This window comes from Bifidobacterium sp. LH_491, assembly GCF_056356495.1.
The window spans coordinates 194,706-221,287 of the sequence record NZ_JBKEUI010000001.1 but is presented as its reverse complement, the minus strand read 5'-3'; the positions used below and the strand labels follow the sequence as shown (position 1 = coordinate 221,287).

Genomic DNA, 26,582 nt, shown 5'->3' with positions numbered 1-26,582 from the left:
CATTGCCACGCCAAGGCATGACAAAACTGGCAGTAATAGCAATATATAAGTCAGTATATGCCGAAACGTCCACCCCCCCCCGTCAACACGCTTCATTATGTCTATTAATATGTGACATGGGCCACATATTGTGCAGCAAAGCCCAAACGACACAATGCTTGTACCGTTTTTACAAAAATGCCTAATTATTCCCAAAGGCAAGAAACGCACCCAACATGCAGAACACCGGAAGACCGCCCGCAAACCGGCACGGCCGACGGGCGGCCCCCAAGCCCCATATCCATACAGCCCGCGCAAAACAACGACAGCAAAGGCTTGCGCAAGCCGAAAAACAACAGGCGCAACAGGCATAGGATAGAAACCAGAATAAAACGTTTTTACGCTACACTTTTCACCCCAGCACCCATAGGCAAGCAATCATGCAACGATTGAATACATTCCGGAACCGAACCATACGAAAAAAGGGAGCGGGTTCATCACCCGCTCCCTTTTTCTCAGCCGTCAGACACGATCGGTGACAGGCACGCCCGCCCGACGTCCGGCGCTACCGCTGCCGTTCAACCCTGCAGCCCTGACCGAGCGGCACAGGCCTCACCGCACCCGGTCAGCGTCCCGCGTGGGTTTCGCGCCTGCGCTTGCCGGCGACCAACGCCAGAGCCACACCAGCCAGCATAACCACCAGCGCGCCAGCGCCGGCCACAGCCGCACCAGTCGGCGTGGTTGTCTGCCCGGAGCCCGACCCGCCGTTAGGATCGGACGGCTTGACGGTGGAATCCACCACGCGCAGCGCCACCGTAACGGCTGCGGCGGTGCCGCGCACCGTGAACGTGACCCGATAGTTGCCGACCTGCCACTGCGCGTCGGCCGGAGCGACCTTCACGTCCACATCGGCGGCCGACAACGACAGCCCCTTGGCCGTGGTGCCACGTACGTTGCCCTTGTCAACCAGCACCGCGGTTGCGTCCTTGGCCGAGGTCAGTTCCTTGCGTTCCAAGGTCATGTCGTCCGCGCCGATGGATGCCAACGGGTTGTCCGGGTCGGGCGTCGGGTTCACCTGGTCGGCCAGCATCATGACCACCGAAGCGGATGCCTTGGAGCCATTGACCCGGATGGTGACCGGCACGTCCTTCGCCGACCAGTCGATCGCCGCCTTGCCTTGAGCGGAACGCGCCTTGGCCTGGCCGAACGTGATGGTCGCGTCATCGACCGTGAGCCTTGCCCCGTCCGCCGTGGTGCCGCGAGCGCCGGAACGCAGCCAGACGAGTTCGGCGAGCGCCGCATCGTCAAGGCCTTGTGCGGCGGAGCGCTGCACCAGGAAGTCGTTGGCCCATACGGAGCCCTGGTCGGGGTTGCTCGGGTCGACCGGGCCGGTGCCGTCCTTGTAGACGGTGGCCTGCGAGACGCTGGTCGCGGTGTCGTCCCTCACGCCGAAGGTGACGGGCACCTTGGCGCCGACGCCGGCGGCCTTGACCGCGGCGGCGAAGTCGGCCGGCTTCGTGACCATGGTGACCTCGCCGGTCTTGGTGGCGTCGCTCTTGAGGTAGGCGACCGCGCCGGCACGGTAGATGATGTCCGCTTCGCTGAGCGAATCGACTTCGCTCTTGGAGACGTCGAAGTTGTTGGAGTACACCACGTACTTCGCGTTCTGTCCGCCGTCACCATCGCCGCCGCCGCCACCGTTGTCGTAGACGGTCATGATGGCCGAGGTCGTGGCGTCCGTGCCGTTGATGGCGAAGGTGACCGTGTAGCGGCCGGATTCGGTCGGCAGCTTGCCGTCGGCCACGCCTTCGACGCGTGCGGTGACCTTGGTGTCATCCAACGCCTCGCCGGCCTTGTCGGTACCGGCGACCCGCGCCTTGGCGTACAGCCACTTGCCGGCCCCGCCGTCGACCTTGGCGATCTCGCCGAGGCTGGCGGCGAAGTCGCTCGCGCTGATCCGCGCCAGCGGATTGTTCGCATCGCCGCCGTCCTCGCGCACGCTCATGGTCACCTCGACCTGGGCCGTCGGATCGGCCGCAACCGCGAAGCGCACCCGGTAGGAGTTCGCATCCCACCGCTCGACCTCAACCGCCGGCTTCCACGCGCCGTTGACCTGCACGCTGGCGGTGACGTCGGCCGCGGCGAGCTTCGAACCGTCCTTGTCCAAACCGACCACACGGGCACGGTCCGCCATGAGCTTGGTCAGCTCGGCGACCTTCTTGTCTCCCTGCAGCTCGCTACGCACCATGAAGAAATCATTGGCGTAGATCTCGGCCTTGGAATCGGGATCCGTGGAGCTGCCGCCGTTGTCGCGCACGCTCATGGTCACGGTGACCGCGGCCTTGCCGTTCGTGTCGTTGACCGTGAAGGTCACCGGGTAGGAGGCCTTGCTCCAATCCTTGACCTCGCTGGCCGGCCGGCCGTCCACGGTTGCCGTGACCTTGCCGGCATCGAGCGCCGCACCGGCCTTGTCCGTACCGGTGACGTTGGCCGCCGCGTACAGCTTGCCCGCCAGGCCGTTGCCGGCCGCCTTGAGCTCATCACGCTTCATGGCGAAGTCGTCCGCGTAGATCGACGCCTTGGAGTTCGGGTCTTCGGGGTCGACCGGCGTGCTGTGGTCGCGCACCTGCATGGACACCGGCACCGACACCTTGCTGTTGGTGCCGTTCACCGTGAAGGTGACCGTGTAGCTCGGCTTGGACCACCGGTCGGCGACCGCCGCATCCAACGAACCGCCATCGATGGTGACGCCCACGCCGTTGACGGTCAGCGCATTGCCGGCCTTGTCGGTACCGGACACCTTGGCGCCCTGATAGATCAGCGTCTTGGCGTCCGCGCCCTGGGCCGTGAGCTTGTCGCGCCCGATGACGAAATCGTCGGCGACGATGGAGGCCAGTCCCTTGTCCGGATCGGTCGGATCCACCGGCGTGCCGTGATCGCGCACGGTCATGGTGCGGGTCACCGATACCTTGCCGTTCGTGTCGTTGACGGTGAAGGTCACCTGGTAGGAGTCCTTCGCCCAATCCTTGACCGACGCCAATGCGGTGCCGTCGACCGTGATGGCCACGCCATCCTTGGTCAGCGCCGCGCCGGCCTTGTCGGTACCGGACACGTTCGCCGCGGCGTACAAGGCACCTGCCAGATCGGCATCGGCCTTGTTGAGCTCGTCACGATCCATGACGAAGTCGTCGGCGAAGATGGAGGCCTGGCCCTTGTCCGGATCGGTCGGATCCACCGGAGCGCCGTCCTCGCGTACCTGCATGGACACACCCGCCTTCGCGTTGGTGCCCTTGAAGGAGAACTCCACGGTATGCGCGCCCTTGGTCCAGTCGATGCCGTTGGACGAGGCCGTCGTATCGGCGAACACGGAGGCCATCGCATCCATGACGCGAGCCGCCATGCTCCGGCCGCGTGCGGCCAAGGCCAGCTCCTTGCCGTCCACGGTGATGGTGACGTTGTCGGCCGTGGCCTTGGTCTGGCCGTAATGGCCGGTGACCCTCGCCCGGTCGAACAGCTGCCTGCGGGTTTCGCCCAGCGTCCAATTCTGCGGCTTCTCGCTCAACGCCACCGCGAAGTCAGACGCCCACAGTTCGGCATCCTTGTCCGGATCGATGGTGCCGCCGCTGACGATGGTGGCCATGACCTGCACCTGCGCCTTGTCGCCGTCGACACCGAACTTCACCGGCACGCTCTGACCGACCTTGGCGGTTGCCAGTCGCGCACGGTCAGCCACCGTGACGGTACCGGACTGCGTAGGATCGCTCGTCTTGAACGCATAGGCGTCCGCACGGCCGATCAACGCCGCATCATCCAGATACGCGCTGTTCCCGCTGGTGCGTTCGGCATCCGTGATGGTGAAGTTGTTCGCCACCACCGTGTACTGGTCACCCGGCTGGTTGCCGTCACCGCCGTCGCCGCTGCCCGCATCGTATACGGTCATGGTGATGGTGGCGGTCGCGGTGGTGTTGGCGACCTGGAACGATACGGCTACCGCACCTTCCGCAGTCGGCCAAGCCTGATCCACCGTCTTGCCGTCAAGCTTGACGATGACCGGGCTGGTCTCACCCGCCGTGATCTTCGAGGCTTCGATGGCATTGCCGTTGGCATCCACCGCACTGGCCTTGGCCTGCTCGAACAGCCACTTGGCACGAGCATCGGCACCGGATACCTTGGCGAGATCGCCGAGCGAGGCACGGAAGTCACGTGCGCTCACGCGAGCCAATGGCTTGTCCGGATCGGTGCCGTCCTTGACGATGGTCATGGTGCGAGTCACCTTGGCCGTCTCATCGTTGGACACCGCGAAGGTCACCTGATAGGAGTCCTTCGACCAATCCGTGACGTCAGCCACCGACTGTTCGCCGACGGTTACCTTGACGGCGGAGGCGGTCAGCTTTACGCCGTCCTTGTCCGTGCCGACCACGCGAGCGCGGCCGTACATGAGCGACGCCAGGTCCTTAACCTTCGTGTCGCCTTCCAGCTCGGTACGGGACATGACGAAGTCATTGGCGTAAATCTTCGCCTTGGACTGCGGATCCGTGGTGGTGCCGCCATCGTCGCGCACGCTCATGGTGACCGTGGTCGACACCGGCTTGGATTGCGTGCCATTGACGGTGAAGGTCACCTGGTAGGAGTCCTTCGCCCAATCCGTGACCGACGACAGGTCGTCATTGTCGACCGTGATGGTCACGCCATCCTTGGTCAGCGCCGCGCCGGTCTTGTCGGTACCGGTGACGTTGGCCGCCGTGTAGAGCTTCTGCGACAGCGTATCGCCGGCCGTCTTGAGATCGTCACGCTTCATGGCGAAGTTGTCGGCGAAGATCGAGGCCTTGGAGTCGGGATCGGTGGTGCCGTCGTCGAACACGCCCATGGTGACGTCGACCGTCACCTTCTTGCCGGTGTTCTTCACGGCGAAGGTCACGCCATAGGATGGCTTGGCCCAACCGGTCTTGGCGACTTGCTCGATCGACTGTCCGTCAACGGTGATGTCCACGCCGTCCTTGGTCAGTTCCGCGCCTTCCTTGGTGGCGCCGACCACGCCGGCTCCCTTGAAGAGCAGATCCTGCAGATCGGCGTTTTGAGCGGTCAGACTCTTGCGGCTCATGGTGAAGTTGTCGGCCGCAATAAATGCCTTGCCGGTACCGCCGTCGCCCGGATCGACCGGGTCGACGTGGTCGCGCACCAGCATGGTGGAGGTGACGCTCACCGCACCGGTTCCGTTGGAGCCCGTGTTCTTGACGGCGAAGGACACCGTGTAGGACTTGGCGTTCCAATCGGTTATCGCACTTGGCTGCTTGCCGTCGATCATGACGTCGACGCCATCAAGGGTGAGCGGCTTGCCGTCCTTGTCGGTACCGGACACCTTAGCGCCCTCGTAGGCGATTTGGGCGGCATTGGCACCGGAGGCGGTCAGGCTGCCACGCGCCACCACAAACTGCTTGTTGGCGTAAATGGTTGCCTTTCCGTCGGTGTCGCCACCATCGCCGCCGCCGGAGCCATTGTCACGCACATGCATGGCGACCGTGGCCTTGGCGTTGGTGCCGTCGAAGGAGAACTCCACCTTGTGTTCGTCCTGAGTCCAGTCGATGCCGTTGGACTCGGACGCCGCGAACACACTGGCGATCGCGTCCATGACGCGGGACGCCGGGTTGGAGGACTTCGGCGCGATGGTCACCGTGTCGTTGACCTTGATGGTCACGTTGGTTTCGTCCGCAGCCTTGCCATTGAGCTGGCCGGTGACACGGGCACGCTTGATCAGTTCCTCACGCACCTTGTCGGTGGCCCAAGCATCCGGCATATCGTCTTCACGCGAGATGGTGAAGTCATGCGCGAAGATTTCCGCATTCTTGTCCGGATCGGTGGTGCCGCCCTTGGTCATGGTGACCTGGGAGATGGCGGTGGCCTTCTCGTCTTCACTCACACCGAAGGTCATGGCGAAGGTGTCGCCCGGCTTGGCGGCCTGCAGCGCATCCTTACCGGATTCGAGCACCGTCACGGTACCGGATGGCTTCGTGAGGTCGGTCTTCAGGTAGGCAACCGCACCGGCGCGACGGATCAGCTCGTTATCGGTGAGCTTGTTGGCGTCGCGCTCTTCGGCGGAGACGGTGAAGTCGTTCGAGAACACCACATAGGTGTCTCCTTCAGAGCCGCCGCCGTTGCCGCCGTCGCCACCACCGTTGCTGTATACCGTCATGGTGACGGTGGCGGTGATGTCACGGCTCATAGTGCCGGACTGCTTGATGGTGAAGGACACCTGATGCGAGCCCTTGGCGTTCGGCCAGGTGGCAGCATCCGCGCCGGACAGCAGCTTGCCGTCAAGCTTGACCACAATTGGGCTGGAGTCCGTTGCGCTCACCTGGTCGGCGGTGATGGCGTTACCGTCCGCGCCAACCGCGGACGCCTTGGCCTGCCCGAACAGCCACTTGGCCTTGTCGGTGGTGACCTTGCCCAGGATGCTCACGCTGGTGGCGAAGTCGTTCGCCGCGATCTTCGCGTTGCCATCCTGGTCGGCGCTGCCGGCGACGTTCATGGTGACCGTGGCGGTCAGGCTGCCCTGCTTGGCAGTGAAGCGCACCTGGTACGACGCCGCGTTCCAAGAGGCTACCTTGTCGACCGCGGTCCACTGACCGTTGCCAGAATTCACTTCGACCGCGTAGACCGAGTTATCGGCATCCACGCTCACCTTGGCGAGCTTTTGGAATTCGGCGGCACGCTTGGAGTCCTCGATCTTGCCTAGCTCGGTGCGTCCGACGGTGAAGTCGTGCGCGTAGATCCAATGCTTGCCGTCTTCGGTGGTCGAACCGCCCGCATACACGGTGGCCGTGCTCGTCGAGGTCGGCTTGCCGTCCATCGTGGCCTTCGCGTTGGTGAAGGCCACGTCGGCGGTGTCGCCGTCGGCGGCCTTATTCAAGGCGTCGAGACTGCCGACGTTCACCACGTCGGAGCCACGGCCGAGGTCAACCGCGATGCCATCGGGCTTGATGCCCACGGCCTTGGTGTAGGCACGCTGCTGCAGCTTCGCGTAGTTGTTGCCGCCCTCAGCCAGCAGGGTCTCACGTTCTTCGATGCTCATGGTGAAGTCATCGGAGAACATGCCGTACGCCACGTAACCGTTCTGGTCAGGCTTGGTCGGGTCGGTCGGATCGACCGGGACCATGCCGCCATCATCGGAGACGTGCGCGGTCACGGCGGCCGTGAGTTCCTTGGCGCTGCTATCCGCGTTGTCGGAGGCCTTGAAGGTTATGGTTGCACCGTCCGTGACATTGCCGGCGGTCGCCTTGGCATCACCAACGTACGCAGTCACGGTGTCGGACGTCCAAGCCTTGCCCTTGGCGTCCTGACCAGTGACATGGCCGCGCTTGAACAGCAGGTTGTTGAGATCCTTGGCCTTCTCCGCGGTTCCGGTGGGCTTGCTCAACTCGTCCTTGGACACGTACACGTCCTGCGCGTGCAGGTAGGCACCCGTCTCCGGATCGGTGGTACCGCCCTTGGTGACGGTTACCTTCGAGGTAGACATGGTGCTCGGCTCCTGCGCCACCTTGTAGGTGACGGCAGCATCCGTAGCGCCTGCCTTCTTGCCGGTCAGATTCGTACGGTCAATCGTGATGGTGCTCGAGTCGGACTGCAACGGAGTCTGCAGATCGTCGGCCTTGTACACCGTGGCCTTGCCCAGCTTGATGAGCTGGTCGTCGGTCAGACCGGTGGTGTCCTTGATCTCGTTCTCGCCGACCTCGAAGCCGTTGGAGAAGATGCGATACGTACCGGTCGAACCATCGCCATCGCCGCCACCGGAGTGCTCGAACACGGTCATGGTTACGGTGGCCTTGACGCGGCCGTCGCCCTGCGCGGTGAACGTCACCTGGTACGCCTTGACAGCCCAAGAGGTATCCGACGAATCAACCGACACGTTGACATTCTGATCCGTCAGCGCAGTAGGTTCAGCGTTTTGCAAGGCATTGAGGTAGCCTTTGACGCGCGCGGCCGTGAACATCTTCGCCTTGACAGCATCGAGGTTGCCCGGAGTGCTACCGGCCAGCTCGTCGAGGCCCATGACGAAGTCCTCCGCCCAGATCTCGCCGCCAGGCTGGTTCGGTTGATCGGGATCCGGATCGACCGTGGTGCCGCCCGCATGGACGCTCGCCGTGCTCGTCGAGGAAGCCTGCGTGCCCTTATCGGCCGGAGTCTTGAACATTACGGTTCCGGTCTTGCCAGCTGCAACCTTCTTGAGCGCGTCCACGCCGGACACCTCAATCTGATCGCCCGTGTAGGTGGCATCCAGAATGCCGTCGGCGTTCGTATGGTAGGCCACCACGTTGGCGCGCTTCTGCAGCGCCGCGTAGTTGCCGGTATTCGCCAGCAGGGTGTCGCGCTCCTCGACGCTCATGTCGAAGTCGTTCGAGAACACGTAGTTCCTGCCCTTCGAGCCATCGTCAACGCCGCCGCCGTTGTCGTAGATATGGGCGGTGACGGTCGCCGAAGCCTTGGTGCCGGTCACCGTGAAGGTGACGCGAGCGCCGTCGACCACGTTCTGCGCAGTCGCGGAATCGTTGCCGACCTTCACGTCATATCCATCGTTCTTCGTCAGCGCGGAGCCGTCGGCTGTGGTGCCGACCACGCCCGCACGCTCGAACAGGAACTGTGCGAACGCCGACGCCGCCTTGACCTTGGACAGCTCGTCCTTCGAGGCGTAGATGTCGTAGGCATGAATGCTGGCCTTGTTGTCCGGGTCTGTGCCGCCGCCGTTGTAGATGTCGACCTTCGATGTGGAGGACGCAGTCTTGTCGCCTTCCGTCACGCTGTAGGTGACAGCAGCGTCCGTAGCACCGGCCTTCTTGCCCTCGGTCTTCGCCGAATCGGTGTACAACTTCGCATCATCCACCGTAAGGGCGGGCGATGTCACCGGACGTCCGGTCGTCTTGTCGTACACCTTGGCGTTGCCGAGCGCAATGAGCTTGTCGACAATCAGGTTGGTGGTGGTGATGTCACCTTCCGCCAGACGGAAGTCGTTCGAGTACACCACGTACTTCGCATCCTGATCTCCGTCGCCGCCGCTGGTGTGGTCGAACACACTCATGGCCACCGTGACCGAGGCCTTCGTACCCGCAACCTGGAACCTCACCGAGTAATCGCCCTTGGCGTTTGGCCAAGTTGCCTGATCCAGCGCCTTGCCACCGAAGGTGACGACGAGCGGACTGGAGGAATCGGCGGTTACCTGATTCTTGGCGATATTCTTGCCGTCCTTGCTAACGGCAGTCACCTTGGCCTGTTCGAACAGCCATTGGGCACGAGCATCGCCCGCCTGCACCTTCTTGACATCGTCGAGCGCCACGGCGAAGCTTTGCGCCTTCACGGATGCCTTCGGGTTGTCGGGATCGATGGCGCCGTCGGCGTAGACCGACACCGTGGAGGTGGAGGTCGCCTTGGTTTCTTGGGATTCCGTCGCCTTGGCAGTGAACGGCACTTGGGCTGCAGAACCGCTGGCAGTCGAGGCAAGAGTCTTCACCGATTCGGCATCAACCACAATCGCGGTCGCACCATCCAGCACCGTGGGCAAACCGTTGGCGTCGTACTGCACCGCAGTGGCGTCAGTCAGCTTGCGCAACGCCGCATAATTGTCTGTTTCTGCGGTTACCGTGCTCAGCTGACCAATCTCGGTTTGCGCGTCGATGGAGAACATACCGTAATACGATCCATCACCGCCAGGCGTTACCGTGCCGTGGTCGAACACGTGCGCGACCACGGGAGCCGTCAACGTCTTGGCGTTGCTGCCATTGTCGGAGGCCTTGAAGGTGATGGTCACGCCGTCCTTGACGTTGTCGGCGGTCGCCTTGTCGGAAGCGTTGGCTCCCACATAAGCAGTGACCGCAGTTTGCGTAATCGGCTGCTTCTTGGCATCCACACCGTTGACATGACCACGTTCGAACAGCAGCTTTTGTACGGCTTGTTCGTTCTGGCCCTTCAACTCATCCTTGGACACGTACACATCCTGCGCGTGCAGGTACGCACCCGTCTCCGGATCGGTAGTGCCGCCCTTGGTAACGGTCACGTTTGACGTGGCAGTTGCAGTCTTCACCGCATCATCAGTCACCGAGTAGTCAACCGACGCCAACTCCCCTGCCTTCTTACCGGTCAGGTTGGAGCGATCCACGTCTATCTGCTTATCCACTGGGGTGGTGAGGTCATCAGCCTTGTAGACCGTGGCCTTGCCCAGCGTGATCAGTTGCTCGTCCGACAGAGTCTTCGCGTCCTTGACTTCGTTCTCGCCGACCGTGAAGTCGTTGGAGAACACGCGATACTGCGACTGGGAGCCGTCACCGTCGCCGCCACTACCGGAATGTTCGAACACAGTCATGGTGACGGTGGCCTTGACGCGGTCGTCTCCCTGCGCGGTGAACGTAACCTGATAATTCTTGACATCCCACGCAGCATCCTGCGGCTCCACAGCCACGTCAACGGTATCGGCAGTCAGCTTCTGCTGACCGGCCACGGAATTGTCCGACATGGTGTTGAGGTAACCGTTAACACGGGCCACATCGAACATCTTCGACTTCACGCTTGAGACATCCTGAGGTGTGCTCTTCCCCAACTCCGTCAGATCCATGACGAAGTTATCCGCCCAGATCTGACCGCCGGGTCTACCCGGCTGTTCCGGATCGGGGTCAACGGTCGTGCCGTCCGCATGGACGGCTGCCGTGCTGATCGAAGATGCTTGGCGATCACCAGAATTCGGCGCCTTGAAGGTTACCGTACCGGTCTTGCCCGCAGCAACTTGCTTGAGCTGCTCGACGCCTTCCACCAACACCTTGCTCGGCGCATAGTTTTCGCTTTGGATGCCGTCGGCGTTCAAGTGATAGGCCACTACGTTGGCCCGCTTCTGCAGCGCCTGGTAGTTGTTATCGCCTGCAGCCAGCAGGGTGTCACGCTCCTTGACGCTCATGTCGAAGTCATCGGAGAACACCACGTTCCAGCCACCTTGACCGTCAGGCGTCGAGCCGCCATTGTCCTTGACGGTCATGGTCACCGTTGCGACATGCTGCACAGAGGAACCATTTTCGGTCATGGTGAAGGTGACCGTGTAGGAGTCGTTCGCCCATGCAGTCTCCTGCTCCAGCTCAGCGATACCACTCGCAGCAACCGTCACCTTGTCCCTGGTGAGCTTTGCCCCGTTATACAAACCGGTGACACGCGCCCAGCCGTACAACAGTTCGGCGGTGCTCGATGCCTTCGAAGAACCGTCCATCTTGGTCTTGTTCTTCAGGGCGTCACGAGAGATGGTGAAGTCCTGGGCGGCAATCAGATACTTGCCGTCTTCGGAGCCATCGCCGTTCTTGTATACGGTGACCTTCGACGTGGACTTCGCCGTGGCACCGGTGTACTTGGACGTATCCAAAGCGAATACCGCCTTGGCGTCCGTCGCGCCGGCCTTCTTGCCCCACAAGGTGGATGCGCCATCGAGCTTGATGTCGTCGAAAGCAATCTTGGTGACCGTGCCGTTGGTCGCATCCGTATGGTAGGCCGCCACGCCCGCACGGTTCTTGACCTCGGTTTCGGAGATCTTGCCCGTGCCATCGGCCAGTTCGTTCTCGGAGGCCCTGAACGGGTTGGAGAACACCGCATAGCCGTTCGCGTCCTGACCACCGGAACCGTCGCCGCCACCACCGTTGGCGAACACCGCCATATCCACGGTCACGTGCGCGGCCGTACCCGTCACCGTGAAGGTGACTTGATACGTAGCGCCTGCCTTGAGGTCAGCGACGTTCGGCACATCGGCATTGTTGCGCTGCACGACCACATCAATCTTCTGCTTATCGAACTCCGACGGCAGAGGTGTGGCTCCATTCGTATCAAAGCCGTGGGCGCCAGAACGCTTCCACATGAGCGCGTTCAAGTCATCCATCGTGTACTCGCCAGCAGTCTTCGTCATCTCCTCAAGGGAGACCGCGAAATCGGAGGCGAAGATCGAGGCCTGCGTATTCGATCCGTCGCCGCCACCCTGCGAGGTTACCGTCATGGTGACCGTCTTCGAGACATCAAGTCCGTTTGCGGAACCGCTCTTCGGTTCGAGCTTGAACTTCACATCCTTATAGACGCCTTCGACGGGCTTGGCGGATCCGAGCTCGACCGCAACCTTATAGCTGGCTGCATCTGAACCAGAGGCTTGCGCATCGGCGCGACCGATAAGGAAGGCAACCAAGTCGGAGTTTGCGGATACGAACTCCCCTCCGGATACCCAGCCCTTCTGCAGCTCGTTGACACCGATGGTGAAGTTCTTCGCATCGATGGACAAACCAGTGCCTACGGTAACCCTCTCACTGGTTTCCGATACGAAGGTCTGCTTCTGATACCACGTGTAGTTGTGGCCTTCGGTTTTCTGGTCGGAATACGCCACGCGGAACAGGTAGTTGCCCGCGGGAGCCGAGTACGTCCACTTCTCATCCTGCTTGTTCAGGGTGATCGCGGACCACTTCGCACCACCATTGCTGGAAACCTCGTACAGCGATGCGGCCTGCTGGCCGTCAGCGTCAGCGGTGTCGATATAGCGCGGATCGAAACCGCTGATGGTACCGTTCTGCCCCTGAACCTGCGGGTTCGTCGCCGTCAGGTTCACCGGACGATCGGCACGAGCCGGCACATTGTATTCCGTATTCGCCCCTTGGTTGGACACCAGATTGCTGCCTGCGCTCTTGGCATAGAACCAAGCGCGCTGACCCGCATGGCCAACGATGCTGACCTCGTTGCGGTCTCCGGTAGAACCGGCCGTGGTGTTGCCGCCAAGCTGGTTAGAGATGATGACAACGTTGCCGTCGCCTTCCTTGACGGTACGGTTCCAGCTGATGGTTTCGGTGCGAGGCGCATCGGCAAACGTTACCTGCACATCGGCGATGTTTGCTCCGGTAGTGTCCGTAGAACCAACGCTCACCGTCGACGGAGCCGTCCACGTGACGGCGGACGCATCCGAGGACGGCGCGTCGTCCTTGTACACCTCGTCAGCGTTGTTGGTCGAGGTGGGCACGAACCGTGCCGTCACCTGATACTTCGAGTTCGCCGACAAACCTGACGCGGTCGTCGCCGTAGTGTTCTTCGCACTCTCCGGCACCGTGCCCTGTCCACCATCCGCAGCGGCCAGCGTGTACTGCACCACCGGCGCGTAGCTTTCGCCCAAACGCGATCCAGATGCCGCGCGCGCCGTGTCGTCAACCGGCTCGCCAGTGCCATCCTCAACGTATCCGGCGACCGCATTCCACGTCAGCGATGAAGCGCTCGTCTTGTTTGTGTTCCAGGTCGGCTTGGTGGCCTTGGCGCTCTTCAGGCTGGCCTTCACCAGCGTCACGGCGCCTTCGGCAACGGTTCCCGCCGATCCGCCATCCGGATTAGAACCATTGCCACCAGACAGTGTGACTGAGAACTTACCGGTAGCGGTGGCCGCGCCTGACGGCTTGCCACTGTCCGCACCCTTGACCTGACCCGGACCGGCGTTCGCGAGCTTCACGGAAGCCGGCGCATCACCGAACTGCTGCACGCTCGCGATATCCGTAACCGTGGCGTTCGGCACCTCAACCCAGTTGTTGTTCTGGTCGTAGGCGCGCACGTTCATCTGCTGCTTGATCCAGTCATACAGGTTCGTGGCGTGCGAATCCTTCTGCGGCAACGTGATGTTCACGGTATCCCAGAACAGGTTCGGCGTACCCTCTTGCGACACGTGCACGGTTGAGGTCGGCGTCAGCGAGACATTCTTGGAACCAGACTGCACACTCACCTGCGCCTGGAACTTGTAGTCGCCCTTCTTGGTCAGCTTGTCAGCCGGCTTGGCCGCCTCAACATCATTGACCTTGAAGTCATTCAACGTAACCGTATGGGACTTGTCGACCTGCGGATCGCTCTGCGTCGCGTCATACACCACGCTCTGCACGCCGTTCTCATCCGTGTGATACACAGTCAAGCCAAGCGTCTTGGCCGTGGTCGACTTGTCGTTGAATTCCTGCTTGGAGGTCACGTCCTCAAGCTTCGTCGCGTAGTCGTGCAGGATGGCAGTGTAGGTACCATCGCCATCACCCGAGGACTGGTCGTCGGAGGTCACCACCAAGGAGACCGGAATCTCCAACTTGACATTGTTCTTGATGATGTTCGTGGTGTCATGGTTGCTGGCCTCGTACTGGTAGGTCACCGTGATGACGCCCGAGTACTTGCCCTGGGACAGGCCCTGCTTGATGGACACACCCTTGAGCTTGGTACCGGCCTGCGCGTTGGTTCCGCTGATGGTATTGCCACCCCACGAGACTCCCTCGCCGTTGACTTTCAGCCAGTCACCCTCGGATGCCTTCGAGCTGGTGGTATCCTTGAACGCCACATCGCCCAAGGTGAATACGCCGCCGTCGGTGTACATCTCCGGCTTGAAGGTCAGATCCTTCGTAATGGCCGCAGTCTTAAGCTCGCTGTCCTTCACCGTGGCGGGCAGCGGGTTCGTCACCGACAGGTTGTAATCCTCCAAGCGGGCGATCATGTGCAGCTGCACCTTGTTCCAACCCAGCTGAGAAGGCGAATCCGCGGCCTGTTCAGGCGTCGGGTTCTTCTTGCCGTCGAGTTCTTCGGAAGTATACGGCGTTACCGCACACTCGCCATTGGTCGATGTGAGGATTGTCTTGAGATTCTCATTGAAGCTAGCCTTCTCATCCCAACGCGCACCCTTATTAACACAATTATTGATGAATGATTGCGAGTAGTGCTGCCTATTGCCATCGACCAATCTCGAATCGCCTTGCGCCGTGGCGCTTGGATAATACCCAGACACCAACCACTTGGACGTATCGGCCGTGTACTTCTTGGTTTGCTCCGAGTTGTTCAATGGCTTGACGGTGACGTCCGGGAACTTGGACGCGCCGAGCACGTAGCTCGCACGGTGGTACGTCTGATTGCCATTTACAAACAGATGCTGCTCCACGAATGCGCGATGCGTCTTGGCGTCCGACGGATTGTCAGTCTTCACCGCACCGTTCGAATCGCCGATCTGGAAGTTCACCACATACGTGCCGTTGTCGTAGGTGTACACCGCACCGAAACGTACTGCGTTCGTAGTACGCCAACCATGCTGCGTGGCATTGGCTTGAGAGCTTACCGAGCCCGGAATCGCGCCCTGATTAACCTTCACCTTGCCCGCTTGAGCCTGTTCAAGAGTACCGGACAGACCATATTGGTTCGGATCGGCGTTCCAGATGCCGCCAATCGGCGAAGCGACCTGGAAAGCGTCGCCTTCCTGCGGATCCGCCGCGTTGGTGAACAGCTTCCACGGATCGCGCACATAGTCAGGGCTGGCCTCCGCAGCACGGGTGGTTGGCATGGCGGGCTGATAGCCTACCGAAGCATCTTCCGGATCGACCGGAGACTGACTCGATCCCAACTGCGGGAAGTAAGTCTTGATATCTTCCTCGCTCGTAGGCCACTTGCCATTGCCCAAGTAGGCGGTACGCACCGTTTCGCTCCAACGCACGTACTGCGTGGTCGGCATGGTCGGATTCTCGGTATCAGGCGGGGTCGTACTTGCCTTGCTTTCGGCGGAACGCTTCTTCCGCAACGCCGCATCGCCGTTGAATCCCATGTACCAGGTGACCCACACCTTACGCTCGCGGAATGTCGAGGTGATGGTTGCGTCACCAGACACGTCAACGGTGGACTGCTGGTAAGCAGCATTCGACCCGCCGTCATCCAGCTTGGCGTCCCCGCCAGGTCCCGCGGTTCCAATAGTGCCGACAACGTCTGAAGTGCTTGACCCAACGGTCTTGGCAATCTTGACCATGTCGTAGCCAGGCGTATCCCAGTTATTCTTCGCCGAACCGAACACCGGCATGGTGTAGTTCGCCGCACCGAAGCTGTCATCCCCGGAATTATACTGCGCCAACGCCCAGCCGGAGCCAACACCCTGAGCGGTGGCACCAACGCCATGGGCCTTGCCTTCGGTGTAATCGTTGACGATGGAGGAGAACTGGTCGCTCTCGTCGGTAATCGCTCCGTTTGTCTTCTGCAAACGGCCCAAACGGAATATATCCACGTCGCCTAAATTGGAGCCCGTGCCCGGATCCGTACCCGCATGCACCGAGCCGACGCTGCCTTCTTCCAACTCGGTCTTGTACGTGACCTTGTAATACTGCTGGATGACGATGGATTCGCTCTCGCGGCTATGGAACAGCTTCTTGGACGTATCCGCCGTCAAACGCACCTTATGCGCGCCCGGAAGATCATCGGAGTAATGCAGACCCGAACCGTTGGCAACCCACGATCCATCCTTATGCGTGTGTTCCACGTTGCGTCCGCTAGGCACACTGGTTGCTGTCAACCGACCCTTTTCGCCTGCTCCGTACGCGTCGGTCGCCGTTACGCCCGGAGCCGCCGCACGAGTGGTCAGGTCCAGCGTCTTGCTGGTTGCGTTGTGGTTGTCGTCTCCTGCGCGGGTCAGCGTCAGCGTGACCTTCGCATCTGGGGTGCCCCAATGATTGACCGCATCGGCAGCGCGGGCCTTCCTGGCCCGAGCCGGCGCAACGCTATCCTTCGTGCTATCCAATGCCTTGGTCAGCGTCAGGGTCATGGCTCCACCCGCCTGCGAGGCAGACAGCACATCGGACTGCCGTACGTCGGACGGCAGACCGGTCAACGTCGCCTCGGATTGATCCGCCACAGTGCCCGAACCGGTCACCTGCACGGTTTCATCCGCATAATTCACCGTGCCAAACTTCAGGTCCCAATCGGCCTTCTTGATGGTCAAGGTGGCGGTCACGGTCGCCGACTTGATGTTGCCGCCGATGTCCAATCCGCCTTCGGTGCCGCCATCATAGGAGACGGTGAATTGAGCGGTGTACGTACCGGCGTTCCAATCCACTCCGGAAGCCGCCGGCACACCATCAAAGTTACCTGCTGCCTGCGGCCCCTGCACGGTGGCGGACAGCCACTGCTTGTTTTCAGCAGATCCGCCCTTGGCTGGCGTGAACTGCTGAGTTCCGGTGGTAACGCTGAGTATGCGGGCACCCTTTCCGGTTCCTTCGTCCAGCTTGAACGTCATGCTCGACGGGGTTTCTCCGTACGAGATTTCCTGCTTGTCTACGGCCCACGACGCCTTGTAGTTGGTCGCGTTGGTATCCCACTTGGGCACGAGGGTTACGCTGGTGCCCCTGCCCATGATGTCCTTTACCGCGGTTTTCTCGGTGACGAGTTCGCCGTAGGTCTGCCCAAGGTCGGTATTGGTCTTGACCTGCCAGCCGAGGAACTTGTAGCCGCCGTTGGCGTCCGTCTTGTAGAACGGCACCACCATGGAGGACTCATCGGGCTTGTTTTCCACCGCACCGGGCTTCGGCAAATCGCCGACTGCTCCGGACATGGCGACGCTACGGCTCTTGGCCCATGCGCCCAGCGTGCCTTCGGACACGCCGTCTACGAACTGCGCGCCACTCTTCCGACCGTCAGGACCGTTCAAGTAGTCGAACTTGATGGTCGCGTCGCTACGGTTGAAGGTATAGCGAATCGTGGTCGCACCGCTGAGGGAAATGGTGTGGCCGTCCGGCACTGGCTTCGCGTCGGCACCGCCAATCTTGTAGGTGGCCGAGTCAAGCGCGTATCCGGATGCGGTCAGATCCCACGGCACGTTGTAGGAGAAGGTCTTGGAGTCTCCTTGAATAACCTTCTGCTCAGGAGCATTCGAGCTTCCCCGCTTCACCTGGTCCTTGATGTTGGTGCCACCGTCATCGAAGTACTCGAAACTCACCGTGTACTGCTGATAGATCTTCACGACGAGATACTTCGAAGCGAACGAGGAACCTTCCACAGCAGCCTTGCGCACCAGATACGTGCCGGGGTCGAAAGAACCCTGCTGCCCAGTGTTCCCCAGATTCTGCCATTGCCCCGGGGCCGGGGTCACGGAAGGAGCAGAAGCCGAGACTTCGCCGACACGATAGTACTGATACGTATTGTTCGGGGCATTGTCATGAACGACGATCGTGCCTTGTGCACCGTCCTTGGCATTGGTTACTTCGACCATGCCACCAGCCGACTTCAGCTTGGGAGCCTCGGGACGCTGCGGCACGGTGTAATCGCCCGCACCCTTCTCGTACACGTTGTCTTGCACCTTTTCCAGGTGCAATGCAAATGCCGATCCGCTGGAAGGTGTGCCGTCCAGCAAGGATGTCAGGTTGACTCCAGCACCATCAACGGATACCTTCTGTGGCCTAGAGCTTAGGCCGGTAAGGGTCCAGTTGCTCTCATCACCCTGCTCGGCACCGGTGAACTTGATTTGTTCATCGACATACTTAATCTCATGCTTCGGCGTGGTACGAGCTTTGCGTTTCACGTTCGCCGTGAGCGTCACGTCAACGGTCTTCTTGTAGTTCCAACCACCGGCTTGCGTGCCAGCATCCAGCGTAATGGTGTAATTGCGCGTGTATGTGCCGCCGTTGGTGGTGGAAAGCTTGACCGGCAAAGTGAACACACCACTGTTATCGGCGTGCACGCCTTGGCCGTCGCCGGCTCCGACCGAAAGACCGGAAGTGGTAATGGAAAGCTGCGTATTACCGCCAGTAGGCGTAATGCCCACAATGCGCGGATACAACTTATCCTTACCCGGAGAGGCAATGGGCGAACCTGCGAGATCCAGGTCACTCAAATTGAGCTTAAGATCCCACTTAGCCTCATCCACACTGCTTCCAGCGGTGAAACCCTTCGAAATGGTGCTGTTGTCTGCAGACACGTTGAAGGTACGGTTGGCCCACTTGGCACGCACCACGATGGTGCTCGCACCGCTCATATTTTCGGGCGTGACACCTTGGTCGATGAGTTCAGCTGCGGATTCGTTGCCGCTGAGTTTGATTTCCTTACCGCCTGTGCCGGTCGCATACCAGTATGCAATGTAATTGAGATTCTTCTTGGACTGTTCCGCGCTATCAGGCCACCACGCGTCAACAATACGCTGAGACGCGAAATCAATCCCATCCTGGTTACGGTTTTTCTGCACTGGGAGCTTACCAATACCGCCATTAGACAGATCGTAGGTAAACATGCTGGGCTGCGACTGCGCGGAATATTCCATACCGTCCTGAGCAAAGTCAAACTTCACCTTGGTGGCGGCCACATCCCACGTGTAGGTGATGGTGGTGGTGCCGGTAATGGTGACACGAGGATCGCTCTGCGTCACGTTCTGCGCGCCTCCATCACCAGTCTGGTACTTCACCGTCTTCAGCACATACTGCGGAATGTTGACCTCGCCAACACCTGCGGCGGTGCTCCACGGCAGAGTAAGCTGGCTGTTGGCATCGACAACCTTGCTGCCCTTGACCTCGTTCGCCTTATTGCCCTGCACTCTGTTGGACATGTCGGCATCCGCAGGACCCGTATGCTTGAACGTCACCGTATAGGTTTGATTAACGGTTACCTCAACGAACTTGGACGCAAACGCCGGAGAGCTCCCAGTAGTTACCGCAGACTTGCGGACCAAATACGTTCCCGGAGCCAAATCCGTCTTCTCGTGACCCGTGCTGCCTAACGTCTTCCACATATTTGGAGCCGGAGTGTCCGAAGGAAGTGAATTGCCATTAACCTGGTAATACTGATAGACGACGTTAGGGTCATTTCCTCCTACAACAATGGAACCTAAATTACCATCTTTTGCGTTGGTGACCTTAACCTGGCCCTCTCCATTACCGACAGCCGGAGCATCGGGACGCTCCGGGATCTCATAGCTGGCCGTCAGGGCAGAGAAGACCGTATCCTCATTCTTCTGCAGGATAAAGGAATGCTTTCCCCCGCTAGATTGTGCATCCAACAACTTTGTAACACCATACGCAGTATTGTCCGCGTTAATAGTGGACAGAGTTCCACCTTCTGCAGTGGTCAGCGCGGAGGTCTTCCATCCGTTCGTGTCACCTTCAGAAGCACCGGTAAAAGCAACAGTTTCCTTCGCGTAATCCGTCGTCATCTTCGGCTTGTTGCGCTCGTTCAATGATACCGTCGCATTAAGGGTCAGTTCTTTAGTGACCGTATCATTCCAACCACCAGCTTTATCGCCGGCATCAAAAGTCAGCACCCACTTGCCCGTATAGGTTCCCGCACCCTTACCTGCCTTGAGCGCAATCGACAGGGTGATAGTCCCATCACTATTTAGCTTCAGCCCCTTGCCGGCGTCTGCCGATATGTTGGACTTATCAACGGTCCAATCGCCCTCAGAATTTGGTGAAGACCCCGCCCAAGACATACCAACAAGTCTCGGTTGAAGATCACCTTGTCCCGCTCCCGTATATGGAGTGTCACCGATCTTCATATCCGTCACAGGAATCTTTACCTGCCACTGCGAGGCTGTGTTCTTATAGCCGACTTTCAGATTGGTTTTATCTTCTGCACCACTGAAATCACCAACCATGTATACACGATTAGTCCAGTGAGCATAAAGCTGCACCGCTCCATCGACTACATCGATATCATTGAGATGCTCAGATGGCTTCCAATCGCTAGCGACTTTCTCTCCTCCACTAGCCTTGGTGTACCATCCTTCAATGTAATTGTTTGCGTGTAAGCCGCCTTCCCACCATGCATCAATAACTCGGTTCTCAACCAGATCGGAGCTCGACGCCAAACCGCTCTGTCCGCGATTCTTCATAGTAGGCAGAGTGCCAATAGAGCCATTATTCGCCAGAGCATATTGATAATTAGCATCATCCGCATCAAACGCATACTTCATGCCAAGCTGGTTGAAGTTGAACTTCACCTTGCTGAGGGTATTCTTCAAAACCGGCTTCAACGTGAAGGTTGACGGAATGTCGGCATACTTGGAGTTACCATACTTCGTCAGAAGCTGGCTTTCCAGTGACTTCTCCAGCTTGAAATCATCGACAACAACGCTCGACCCATCATACAAGCCCCACCCGGTAACTTGCCAATTAGCAGGCGGGAACCCATCCAAGTTGCCCACAGCACCAGTCCAAGAAACGGTTTTCGGCTCAGGCAAGTCGGATTCAGGATGCGCTCCATTACCCCACCCAAAATTGATGGTGAAAGTACGTTCAGTCCACTGGGCCGTCAAGGTTGTTGCCTTGGTAATCTTAACCGTACTGTTCCAACTGGTATTGCCGTCTTTCCACCCACTCAGGTAGTAACCGGGACGCCACACATTGGTTTCATCCGAAGCTTTCGTCGGTTGTGTGGTCTTCCCGCCATTGGGGATCGCTGCTGTAGAAACAACACCGTTACCGGTTGCACTACCATCCTTGTTGTCCGGTGCGTAGGTAACGCCATCCCAATTGAATGAGCCTTTAACATCTGACTTCGAGCCGGTGCCAACATTCTTATTAAATCGCACAGACCACTGGTTGTTCACATAGTAAGTGACCGGATAATCGTCCGGACGATCACTGCCCGTATCGATAAACGACTTATACGGGCCACCAACCGAAAGTGTAGGATTCCAAGTATTCCCAACAAGCGAATCTCCGCTAAGAGTGCGCCATGTGCTAGCGCCGGAAACCTCACTGGAATACAGCTTCACTTGCGTCTGAGCATTGTCGGTGGCAAGGTTGCCTTCGACACGGATTCCAGTGCGACGTCCTATTTGCGAGGTTTCTTTTGCATAGGTATTAGCCACCCCCGTCGTAGCGTTAGTCTGACCAGGGTACAGCAGCACTGTTTTAATCTTGAGGTTAGTCTTATTCTTTGATGCAGCATCATCAAGCGCTTTTCCAAGATCCAATGATGCGGTAGTCTCAGTTCCTTGGCTGACAGTTCCGAGAGAGTAGTTATAATCGCTGCCATTTGTGAGCGTTACTGACACTTTCGTCAACTGTCCGCCGAGAGTAAGTTTCTCTCCGCCATATTTGTTATCCAATGCTGGATATTGGGGAGTAACCGTCGTGGTATATCGCGGTAGGAACAGGATTGTCTTACCTGCGGGTACCGTTATACGTGATCCCGCATTGTATACGACATTCCCCCAATTTGAAATCATAGTACTGTCGAGCAAGTATGATGTCCAGCCAACAAAATCCGCACCATTATATCGCGTCGGGACACTTACGTCAGTCGGGTTAGGCAACGTATAATCCCAGCTTCCAGCATTGACGTTAGCCTTATAGGTTGCGGCTAAAGACTTGCTGGAATGACTGTCATAATATGCCCACCACGCCGAAGGAACATCCGAGATGGTCTCTTGCGGTTTATTCGGGTTCAAACCATTGGGGTCAGCGGCAAAAGCGACCTGGGTAAGAGCGACAAAACCATTCACTACAATCTTACCGATGGAGCCGCTACCGCCAGCGGGACTACTGCCCCGCTCAAAAGTCACATTATTTTTATCCGCTGACGATGGAAGCGAATAGGTTTGCTTATAAAGCCCACCGGTTCCTTTTTGAGGTTCCACAGTGAACGTCTTCTTCTTCATCTCCTCAACGATCTTAGTCTTTTCGCTGTCCGTCAGCACAGGATATGTGCCCTGAGGCAGCGAAAGCGAGACCGTGGTAACCTTACGCCCCGTATTGTCATACACAGGTACTTCAGACTGGACGATGCCACCGGACTCACTAGTATTCTTATCCGCCCACTGAGCAATCAGCTTGACCTGCATAATGCCCTTGGTCGGATCCGAATTCGAAGCGATGGTGGACTCCGGAATGTCCTTTTTGAAGATGTCGGTGAGACTAATCCATCCACCTGCACGCAGGGTAATACCCGTATCAATCTGCCTATCGGTAATATACGAGCTATTGCCCTCCTTCTTGGGATTGGTCTGCACAACCACTTTCCAGCCGGTGAAATACTTGCTACCACTGGGATCGGTCGGGGTTACAGCCGAAGCAGCAACACGCGGACTGTAATCAATATTGAGGTATCCCTTACTTTCAGGCATGCCCGCGGCTCCACTAACCGCACCTTTGTCGTAAGTGATGTCATAATTCAATGCCGAGGCGCTGACGTTCATAGACACCTCATTGATGTTGTACGACGTACGAATTGCCTTCAACATCGTCTGGTTATTCATGTCACCCACGTAATACGTCCCCGAAGGTAAAATTCCCTGAGTCCTATCAGTGAAGAACAGCGGCCGATTGAACTTATACCTCTTATATGTAACGTTGGGATCCTCAACATTCAGAGCATCAATGTTCTTGAACCACCCCATCTGATTGGGGCTCTGTGCGTAATACAGGTAATACGAATTCTGCCCATTCTTTACGCTCTCTGAGCCAGCCGACACACTATCAGCAGTCAAGCTCTTGCTGTACGTGGTCGCTGTGTCCGGATTCGGGCGCCATGTGACTCTAGGCGTGTACCCATTCTTAGTCACCACACGCCACTGACCGGTGTATCCCACATTACCAGGCGTTTCCCAATATGGCCCAAACGTGTCCGCCCAGAACGGATCCTCATCGGCATCCACCCATTCGTCAGTAGATCGACCATTAGCCTTGTTAGTAGACTTGTATTCGATACGTGGGACTGTATGCGTTCCATGGCTATCAGTATCTTGTACCGTGTAGAAACGGTTGACTTTGGAATCGTCATACTGAATGTCGGTATAGGACTTGTCATAGTTCTGCTGCCAAGTCACGGCATCAATACTGATTGGCCCCTTGATATTGGAGAACTTCACATCCCAATAGAACAGGAATTCACCCAACCGTAGGTCCTTATAAACGCTAGCAGTCCAATCAGTAGACTGAGCGCCGCGGATAATCTTCTTGAACCGTCGGTTGATGGTAATGTTTGTTCCCGCAGCCACACCATTACGCAGCGTATACGTCTGCTCTGGCGGTGTATTTGGATTCACAAGTTTGAATCCATTCAGACCACCGGAACCGTCGAAATTCACCGAGGTAAACATTGGGATTGAGATCTTCTCACCATTAACAGTGATAGAGGAGAGATGATATTCGACACCGCTGTAGTCCGGATCTGAAGGATCATTAATATTCTGCAAATCAGGAATGTACCCATTCTCGAACTGCACGGTTGACTCTCCACCGGAGGTAGAAACCTGCACCTTCTTCACATTGGCATTATTCTTAAAACGGGCATAGCCCCAATACTGCATGCCTGCGCTCTTCGTCTGGCTCTGATATGGATTACCCAACGTATCCTTTGTGCCATACGTATCGACGATATACGGATTATCATACGGCGTCTTTCCACTGTTGATTGTCGTCGTATTGTCAACAGTGATATTGCTAATTGTCACTTCATAGGTCGTAGTCGGCACAACCTTTAAATTCACCGTTGCAGCGCCGGTAAAATCACCATAGATACCCCATGTATATGTAACTCCTCGACCATCGTCGTTGGCCACAGTAGAAACCAAGGGCTCTGCCTGATTACGATTATCCAGTTTGAAAGATACAGCGCCAACCGTATACTTACGCGCCCAGTCATCGGACGCACGGATATTCAGCGACCAAGTTCCCACCTTCCCGCTTTGATTTTTGCCCTTATCGTAATAAGGCTCGTAATTCCAGGAGATATCACCATTCTTGACCGCATCTGAATCAGGAGTGATTGGCTGTCCTTGATTATCCGTGACCTTGACATTTACCGGGAATTCAGTATCAGAAATAGACTGATAATACAAAATGATCTCAACACTGGCCCCAGATTCCATGGTAGGTTTGGTATATACGCCGGTACTTCCAGTCGAGTCAAGCGACCAATACCAAGAATCAGGACTACCCTTATCGGCCGATGCCCAGTTCAACGAGTAATGTTCAATCCGCTGTGAGTTATATGGATATTTCACTACTTCGGCAAACGCAAACTTGGCATTCTGTTGCAGCTGCGAACCATTCCGAGAAGATACCGACGGGTCACTACCAGACGCAAGAGAGCCACCAGAGAAAGTCGCATCCTTAAGCTTGTCGGTAGAGAAATTCCCCGCTGGGTATGGGTTGTTGATGTTGTCGAAGTAGTAGACCTTGACGTTGACGGGGTTGTTGCCCAGATCACGCGGGGACACGCTCGCCGACCGGGACTCCAGACCGTTCCCGGACTCCCGCTCCCTGGCCATGCTCACGGACAGGGGCTCGCCGGAGGCGTCCGCCTTCCACGTGGGCACGATCTCATGGCCCGAACCCAACTGCATGACCTCGTCCGAACCGGACACCACGTAACGCGTCGCGCCATTCTCCTCGCGCCTGTCGGCCGCGAGCACCCGGTACGGATTGCCCCACGAATCACGCACCAGCGACCCGTCCGCCGAATCCACCAGGAACGCGCCCTCGTACGAGGACGGATCGGACAGCAGGCCCGACAGCGTCGCCGCGTCACGCGCCAACGCATCCGCATCAGCCGAAGACGAGGAAGAAGCGGAATCCGACGGGGAGGAATCCGCGGAGGAGGGGGTTTCGGCCGAAGCGTCCGAGGAAGGTAAGGTGGACGCCCCGGCCGAAGCATCGGAGGAGGCGGCCCGGGAGGCCGCCGACGAAGAAGACGAATCGGAAGAAGAAGAGGAAGAAGACGAAGAAGAAGAGGAAGAAGAGAAAGAAGACGAAGAAGAAGAGGAAGAGGATACGGTCAGGTCCGGCACGAACGTGTTCGCCGCCGGATCCGCGCTCGCCACGCGACCCGTCAGCAACGACGCCACCGGCGAGAGCGCGCCCGCCAGCGCGCCCGCCACCGACGAGAGCACGCCCGAGCCCGCCACCGACGCCACCGCGGCGCCCACCGCCGCCGACGGCGTCACCTCAGCATCGGAAGACGCGACGGAACCATCCACGGACCCCACCGTCACCGAACCGGCCGAGGAACCATCCGAGCGCGACGCCCGCGACGCACCGGCTTCGCCCTGCGACTGGGCCTGACCGGACTGGTCTTGGGCCGCCCCGCCTGACTGCGAGGCCTGACCCTGCGAGCCGTCCGACTGCGAGCCGGACGAAGAAGAGGACTGTCCTGACTGGGAGGCCTGGTCCTGCGAACCGTCCGACTGCGAGCCTTCCTGTCCCGCGTCCGCCTGCCGTTCCGGCGCCTGGAAGCCCAGCGTGCCCGGATCGGCCAACGCGCCCCCGGCGAACGACGCCGCGAACGGATCGGACCCATCCGGCGCCTGCACCGACACATCCACCGGCAACGAACCATCCGCCAGCAGATCGCCCGGCTCCACGCCCGAGAGCACCGCGTCGCCCGTCACCCCCTCGGACGCCGACACCGCCGCATACGCCGGAACACCACTGAGCATCATCATCAACGCCAGCACCACACCGACAACCACATTCAACGCACCACGAAAACGGTCCATCGTGTACCTTCCTCAACTCTTCACCGACAGGCATGTCATTTATGCGTCAAAAAAATGGCATGACAAAACCTGAACACATGACAATTTATTTCTCATTATATGCAGAAGTGTCTACCCCCCCCCGCAACACACCGCGAAATGCCTAGTTTATATTGACGCCATATATACACTCATCAACATATTCTTGACATATCAACGATTGTACCGTTTAGACACCGTCATTATTTTTTGCCTATATCTTATAGACATAATGTCTAAATACTGCATAAGGTACACAGTTGTATCGTTTTACCTACGGAAGCGAATCCCCCACAAGCAATCAAACCAACATCAACGTTTGCGACATGCTCCCATGCGACGCCGAGCC

The 26,582-nt window shown here is 58.6% G+C and carries 1 protein-coding gene; it reads right to left on the bottom strand.

Features of this window, described 5'->3' with window-relative positions; translation table 11 throughout:
- Positions 1-604 precede the first annotated feature (604 nt).
- Complete coding sequence (locus AC1AWK_RS00690; protein ID WP_476567403.1) at positions 605-26,215, bottom strand: hypothetical protein; 25,611 nt, start codon at positions 26,213-26,215, stop codon at positions 605-607.
- Positions 26,216-26,582 lie beyond the last annotated feature (367 nt).

Bases quoted from the DNA above. Each gene is read 5' to 3' on its own strand.
- AC1AWK_RS00690 (WP_476567403.1), bottom strand. From the start codon at position 26,215: ATGGACCGTTTTCGTGGTGCGTTGAATGTGGTTGTCGGTGTGGTGCTG.